The 6,069-nt window shown below is 63.9% G+C and carries 5 protein-coding genes and 1 tRNA gene; 2 read left to right on the top strand and 4 right to left on the bottom strand.

Features of this window, described 5'->3' with window-relative positions; genetic code table 11:
- Window positions 1-114 precede the first annotated feature (114 nt).
- A complete protein-coding gene (locus tag AC0L2J_RS21260; RefSeq protein ID WP_473393889.1) occupies window positions 115-1,713 on the bottom strand; it encodes a GMC family oxidoreductase in 1,599 nt (532 codons plus the stop codon).
- 98 nt (window positions 1,714-1,811) lie between these two features.
- Window positions 1,812-3,293, bottom strand: a complete 1,482-nt coding sequence (locus AC0L2J_RS21255) for a coniferyl aldehyde dehydrogenase (RefSeq protein ID WP_473393886.1) — start codon at window positions 3,291-3,293, stop codon at window positions 1,812-1,814.
- 311 nt (window positions 3,294-3,604) lie between these two features.
- On the opposite strand from AC0L2J_RS21255, the gene AC0L2J_RS21250 reads away from it, so the two are divergent.
- A tRNA-Met gene (locus AC0L2J_RS21250) sits at window positions 3,605-3,681 on the top strand.
- Window positions 3,682-3,799: 118 nt separating this feature from the next.
- On the opposite strand, the gene AC0L2J_RS21245 is transcribed toward AC0L2J_RS21250, so the two are convergent.
- Window positions 3,800-4,111 (bottom strand): ArsR/SmtB family transcription factor, encoded by a 312-nt coding sequence (locus AC0L2J_RS21245; protein WP_035973552.1) that lies wholly within the window; start codon window positions 4,109-4,111, stop codon window positions 3,800-3,802.
- Between the two features lie 95 nt (window positions 4,112-4,206).
- On the opposite strand from AC0L2J_RS21245, the gene AC0L2J_RS21240 reads away from it, so the two are divergent.
- Window positions 4,207-4,959, top strand: a complete 753-nt coding sequence (locus AC0L2J_RS21240; protein WP_473393883.1) for an SDR family NAD(P)-dependent oxidoreductase — start codon at window positions 4,207-4,209, stop codon at window positions 4,957-4,959.
- 71 nt (window positions 4,960-5,030) lie between these two features.
- Here AC0L2J_RS21240 and AC0L2J_RS21235 read toward each other — a convergent pair whose 3' ends face one another.
- Window positions 5,031-6,068: a thermonuclease family protein gene (locus AC0L2J_RS21235; RefSeq protein WP_473393880.1), complete on the bottom strand. Its 1,038-nt coding sequence runs from the start codon at window positions 6,066-6,068 to the stop codon at window positions 5,031-5,033.
- Window position 6,069: the final 1 nt, after the last annotated feature.

Below are 6,069 nucleotides of genomic sequence, written 5' to 3'. Positions count from 1 at the left end.
CACACGGTTTCACGATTCTGGAATCCCCAGATGCCGATCTGAGTCAATCCGCCGCACCAGATATGTGCATGCCCTAGGGCCTTCGCCGGGACGACAATGGAGCGAGAGTGTGCTTCAATTCGCCCGCACCTCCGCCCGTATCATATCCGCCGCCTTCTCTCCGATCATGATGGTCGGGGCATTGGTGTTGCCGCCGATCAGTGTCGGCATGATCGAGGCGTCGACGACGCGCAGACCCTCGATGCCGTGCACCTTCAGCGCCGGATCGACCACGGCCATCGCGTCGGTGCCCATCTTGCAGGTGCCGACGGGGTGATAGACGGTGTCGACGCGCGCGCGCAGGATGGCGCGGATGTCGTCGTCCGTTCTCACATCGGACGTGAACATGTCCTTCTTCTGCAACGCGCGCATCGCGGGCGTCTCCATCAGCCGTCGCGTGGTCTGGAAGCCCGCGACCATCGTCTCGAGATCCTCCGCCTCGCCCAGGAAATTCGGGTCGATCATCGGCGCTGCCAGCGGATCGGCGCTTTTCAGCCAAACGCTGCCACGACTCTTCGGTCGCAACAGGCAGACATGGCATGAGAAGCCCGCCTCCTTGTGCTTCTTGCGGCCGTGATCGTCGAGCATCGCGATGATGAAGTGCAGCTGGATGTCGGGCACATCGAGGTCGGCTCGGGTCTTCAGGAAGCCGCCACACTCGGCGAAATTGGTGGTCATCAGGCCGCGCCGCTCCCGGCGGTATCGCTGGATGGCGCGGAGCAGAGCTGGCAGCCGACCGATCGACGAATGGACAAAGTGCGGATAGTCGGAGGCGTAGACGAACACGAAATCCGGATGATCCTGCAGATTGCGTCCGACGCCCGGCAAATGATGCACGACGCCGATCCCGTGCGCGGCAAGCGCCTCGCCGTCGCCGATGCCCGACAGCATCAAAAGCTGCGGTGACTGGAATGCGCCGGCGGCGAGGATCACCTCGCGGCGGGCGCGCAGCTGCTTTGTCTGCTTGCCCTGGATGTATTCGATGCCGACCGCGCGCCCGCCTTCGAACAGGACGCGCGTGGCATGCGCTCCCGTCTCGACACGCAGATTCGCGCGCTTGTCCATGTGGGGATGCAGATAGGCGCGCGCGGCGCTCCAGCGCTCGCCATTATGCTGGGTCACCTGGTAGCTGCCGAGTCCCTCGTGATCCTCTTCATTGAAGTCCTCGCGGATGCGGAACTGCGCCTCGCGCGCGGCCTGATGGAAGACGTCGTGGATCGGATTTTCGGAGCGCAGCCTGTTGACATGCAGCGGGCCGTCCTTGCCATGATACGCGCCGTCGAAATCTGCGTTGTTCTCGGAAGCCTTGAAATAGGGCAGCACGTCCGCATACGACCAGCCGGCATTGCCGAGCGAGGCCCAGTGGTCGTAGTCCCATTTGTTGCCGCGGATATAGACCATGGCATTGATCGCCGAGGACCCGCCGAGCCCCTTGCCGCGCGGTTGATAGCCGATACGACCGTTCAATCCCTTCTGCGGCACCGTATCGAAGCCCCAGTTCGCGGCCTTGTATGGCAAAGCGAGCCCGAACGGCGTGGTGATCCGCCAATTGTCGTTCCGTCCGCCGGCATCGAGCAGCGCCACGGATGTCCCCGCATCCTCCGACAGCCGCCCCGCCACCGCGCAGCCGCCGGAGCCCGCGCCCACGACGACGAAATCGAATGTGTCAGTCACTGATGTTTCCCCCGTTATCGTCATTCCGGGGCGATGCGGAGCATCGAACCCGGAATCTCGAGGTTCCGGGTTCGCTACGCGCCCCGGAACGACCGCCCCTACGACATGAACCGCATCATCTTCTCCAGCCGCGCGATCTTGCCGCCATAGGGCGGATAGAGGTCGGCGAGGCGGTTGAGTTTCGAACGATAGAACACCGGCTTCAGCTTGCTGAACGTGCGAAAGCCCCACTCGCCGTGATAGGCGCCGGTGCCGGATGCGCCGACGCCGCCCATCGGCTGGTTGATTTGCGCGAAGTGGAACAGGCAGTCGTTGATGGTGACGCCGCCGGAGACGGTGCGCGCCAGCACCTCGTCGCGCGCAATGCGGTCCTTGCCGAACCAGTACAGCGCCAGCGGCCGGTCGCGGGCGTTGACGAAGGCGATGGCGTCGGCCGGTTCGCGATAGCCGAGCACCGGCAGCACCGGTCCAAAAATCTCCTCCTGCATCACGGCCATGTCCTCGGTCGCGCCCTCGATCAGCGTCGGCGGGAATTTGCGGTGTGCCTTCCAGTTGGGATCGTCCGCCTTCGCCGGCTGCAGGATCTTGGCGCCGCGACGTGCCGCATCCGCGACGAGATTTTCCAGCCGCGCATAATGCCGGTCGGAGATCACGGAGGTGTAGTCCTTGTTGGCGGGATCGGTGCCGAACATGCGCCGCATCTGCGCACGGACTTTTTCGGCGAAGGCCTGCAACGCGCGCTCGGGCACCAGCACATAGTCGGGCGCGATGCAGGTCTGCCCGGCATTGAGCAGCTTGCCGTAGGCGATGCGCTCGGCGGCCTCGTCGAGATCGGCCGAAGCGTCGATGACAACAGGCGACTTGCCGCCGAGCTCGAGCGTGACGGGCGTCAGATTGCGCCCCGCTGCCTCCGCCACCAGCCGCCCCACCCGGGTCGAGCCGGTGAACACCAGATGATCGAACGGCAGGTGTGCGAAGGCCTTCGCGATCTCGTCCTCGACGCCGGTGACGAGCAGCTCCGCAGCGTCGAATTTTTGCGCGACCGTCTCCTTCAGCAGCGCTGAGAAATGCGGCACGAGCTCGCTCGGCTTGATGATGACACGGTTGCCGGCGGCGAGCGCGCCGATCGCGGGCGCGAGCGTCAGCTGCAGCGGATAATTCCAGGGCGCGATGATGCCGACGACGCCGAGCGGCTGCGGCATCAGCCGATTGCGCGCGGGCAAAAATTGCAGCGCCGTCGAAACGCGCTGCGGCGCCATCCAGCTCTTGAGGTGTTTCGTGGCATGACGGATCTCGGAGAACACCATCATGGTCTCGGCGATATTGGTCTCGACCGCGCAGCGGTGGCCGAAATCGGCCGAGATCGCCTGCCGGAAGCGCTCCTCGTTGTCGGCAACGACAGTGCGCAGCCGCGCCAGCCGGTCGAGCCGCTCGGCGAGGCCAGGCGCCGGCTCGGCCCGCGACCGCGCGACCATGGTATGGAAGGCGTCTTCGACGGCCCGAAGCGGGGCGCTCGGCGGGGGGCGGTCCAAGGGGCGATCGGAAGGGCGATCGGAGGGGCGGTCCAAGGCGTGGTCCATGGCGTTCTCCCTCTTTAAGTGGCGTTTCCGCCTGGTTTTGTTGCCGCAAGCTGGCCCCTCGTGGAACTTCTGGCAAGGGCGGGCCAAACAGGCCACAAATTCGTCCACTGCGCTGTCATAAAGTCGAAAAAAACGTCCCCGCAGCCCTTTCCAAAGCCACCCCGGGTTGGTACATACCGCCCGCACCCAAGGGCTTTGCCCGGGGTTGCCTTCCAAGGAAGCCTTTGGGACGGACGAAGCAAGCCACGCGAACAGCGCCGGCCCTTCATTCACCGTCCCCGGCACTTTCACGAAGGCAAAGCAACGGTTAACGCGGGGTGGAGCAGCCCGGTAGCTCGTCAGGCTCATAACCTGAAGGTCATAGGTTCAAATCCTATCCCCGCAACCAAGTTCGGACCTTACCGGTCCCGATCCGAAAATGGCCCGCATCACGCGGGCCATTTTTGTTTTGGGAGGCGCTGCGGCGGAAACGTTGGCCGCACCTTGCGCAAGAGTGGGGGAAGCCCTCACTCCGGATAGCTAAGGATCATCTTCAGCAGCTTCGGAAACCGCGCATTGATGTCCTCCTCGCGCAGGACATTGCGGTGCTGGACGCCTTGCTTGGAGGTCCGGATCAGGCCGGCCTCGCGCAGGATGCGAAAATGGTTCGACAGGGTCGACTTCGCCATGTCAGGGCAGGGCGCCGCCTCGGTGCACGACATGCAATCGTTCTGCGCGGCCAGGCTCTTGACGATACGCAGCCGCATCGGGTCCGCGAGCGCTCCCAGCACCCCAGCCAGTGAAATCTCGCTCCGCGGTGGGTGAACGAACTGCACCATGAACAAAATATAGCACCTCCCTTGAACTCATTCAATAGTTCACTAGTATTGAACTATTGAATATCGGCGTCGTGCCGGACGGTGGAGAATATGTGATGACCAAGAGACTCGAAGGAAAAGTTGCGCTCGTGACCGGCGCTTCCAAAGGCATCGGCGCCGAAATCGCCGCTCGGCTCGCGGCCGAGGGCGCGGCGGTCGCCGTCAACTACAGCTCCAGCAAGCAGGCCGCCGACCGCGTGGTCGCCGCCATCGTCGCCAAGGGTGGCAAAGCCGTCGCGGTCCACGGCAATCTGGCCGACGCCAAGGACGTGACAAACGTGGTCGCAGAGACCGTAAAGGCGTTCGGCGCGATCGATATCCTCGTCAACAACGCGGGCATTTACGAATTCGCCCCGCTCGAGGCCATCACGCCTGAGCATTTCCATAGGCAATTCGACCTCAATGTGCTTGGCCTGCTGCTGGTCTCGGGCGAAGCTTCGAAGCACTTCAACGCCAATGGCGGAAGCATCATCAACATCAGCTCCGGCGTATCGACCATCGCGCCGGCGAACACAGCCGTCTACACCGCGACCAAGGCGTCGGTGGATGCAATCTCCGCCGTCCTGGCGAAGGAGCTTGCGCCGCGCAAGATCCGCGTCAACGCCGTCAACCCGGGCATGATCGCGACCGAAGGCGTCGTCTCGGCCGGCCTGCACGAAGGTGATATGCGCACCTGGATCGAATCCACCACCCCGCTCGGCCGCATCGGCAAGGTCGAGGAGATCGCCGCCGCGGTCGCCTTCTTCGCTTCGGACGACGCGTCGTACGTCACGGGCGAGACGCTGCATGTGACAGGCGGCCTGCGCTGACGGAGCGCGAAGCTTAAGGGTTCTATGAGGAGATGGCCCGCGTCGTGCGGGCCATCTTTATCGCGCGTCTCTCAAAACTCTTTAATCGCCTTCCCGTCCGCCCCCACCAAACTCGACGGCGCCTCGCCGAACACCAGTCCCTCCGGCTGAAACTTGATGGTCTTTCCGCCCTCGACGAACTCCGCAAAATTGCGCGGCGTCGCCGAGTGCACGCCGTTCTCCAGGAAGTCGTCGATCTCGTAGCAGGTGTCGGGCTTGCCACCGGAGCCTTCGCCCAAGAACTTCTGGAAATTCTGGCTCGTCACCTTGGCCTTCTTGCGCGCCGACCAATTGGCGTAGCGGCGGTAGAGCTTTGGCATGATCACCGGGCCCTTGTCGGTCGCGAGCACGTCGGTCTCGTTTGTCTTGGGTTCGCGCAGGTCGAAGTCGAAGGCGGGAATCGTCCTGGCGAGGTGCTTCCAGACCGGCAGCTTCCTCGTTCGCGCGGTCTTGGCCAGCGCGAGGAAAGCTTTGATTTCGTCGTCGTTCATCGAGGAGTAGAACGTCGGATAGGCAAAGCCCTGCTCGACCAGCCATTGATTGATGTCGACCTTGTGGCCGCTGACCGTCACCTCGATGTCGCCGACCAGCCGCCCATAGGTGTCGAACACCTCGTTCGGCGCATCGACATGGGTGAAGACCCGGCAGGCGAGCGTCGCTTCGCCGGCGCTGCTGAGGAAATCATGCAGCGCCTTGCTCGCGGTGGCGCCGAGGAATTGCCGGTAGGAATGGGTGACCTCGTGATAGGCCTGCCGTTTGGCGTCCGTCAGCCCCTTCTTCTCCGCGGGCGAGAGCGGCGAGGGCTGGTAGTGCAACTCCGGCGCGTCAATGCCCTGGAGGCGGATGGTGAGCTTGCCGTTCTTGATCGGCGCCGTGTTGGTTCGGCCCTTGACCTTGGCGTTGTCGAACACGTGGGTCGACTGGAACGGCGAGCTGTCGTTCTTCCGGAAGCGGATCGCGTCCGGCGCGACGGCCACCACGAGCTTGGTGGTGTCGGCGTCCGACCGCCCCTCCGGCCAGAACTGCTTGACCTCGATGGTGCCTTCGACCTCCAGCAGTCCAACGGGCATC

Source organism: Bradyrhizobium sp. MV1.5 (genome assembly GCF_055807615.1).
Note: the sequence above shows the minus strand (reverse complement) of the source record. Positions and strands in the feature narration are given on the sequence as shown.

Excerpts from the sequence above, each read along its gene's own strand:
- AC0L2J_RS21255 (WP_473393886.1), bottom strand. The coding sequence starts at position 3,293 with ATGGACCACGCCTTGGACCGCCCCTCCGATCGCCCTTCCGATCGCCCC.
- AC0L2J_RS21245 (WP_035973552.1), bottom strand. The coding sequence starts at position 4,111 with ATGGTGCAGTTCGTTCACCCACCGCGGAGCGAGATTTCACTGGCTGGG.
- AC0L2J_RS21235 (WP_473393880.1), bottom strand. The coding sequence starts at position 6,068 with ATGCCCGTTGGACTGCTGGAGGTCGAAGGCACCATCGAGGTCAAGCAG.
- AC0L2J_RS21240 (WP_473393883.1), top strand. The coding sequence starts at position 4,207 with ATGACCAAGAGACTCGAAGGAAAAGTTGCGCTCGTGACCGGCGCTTCC.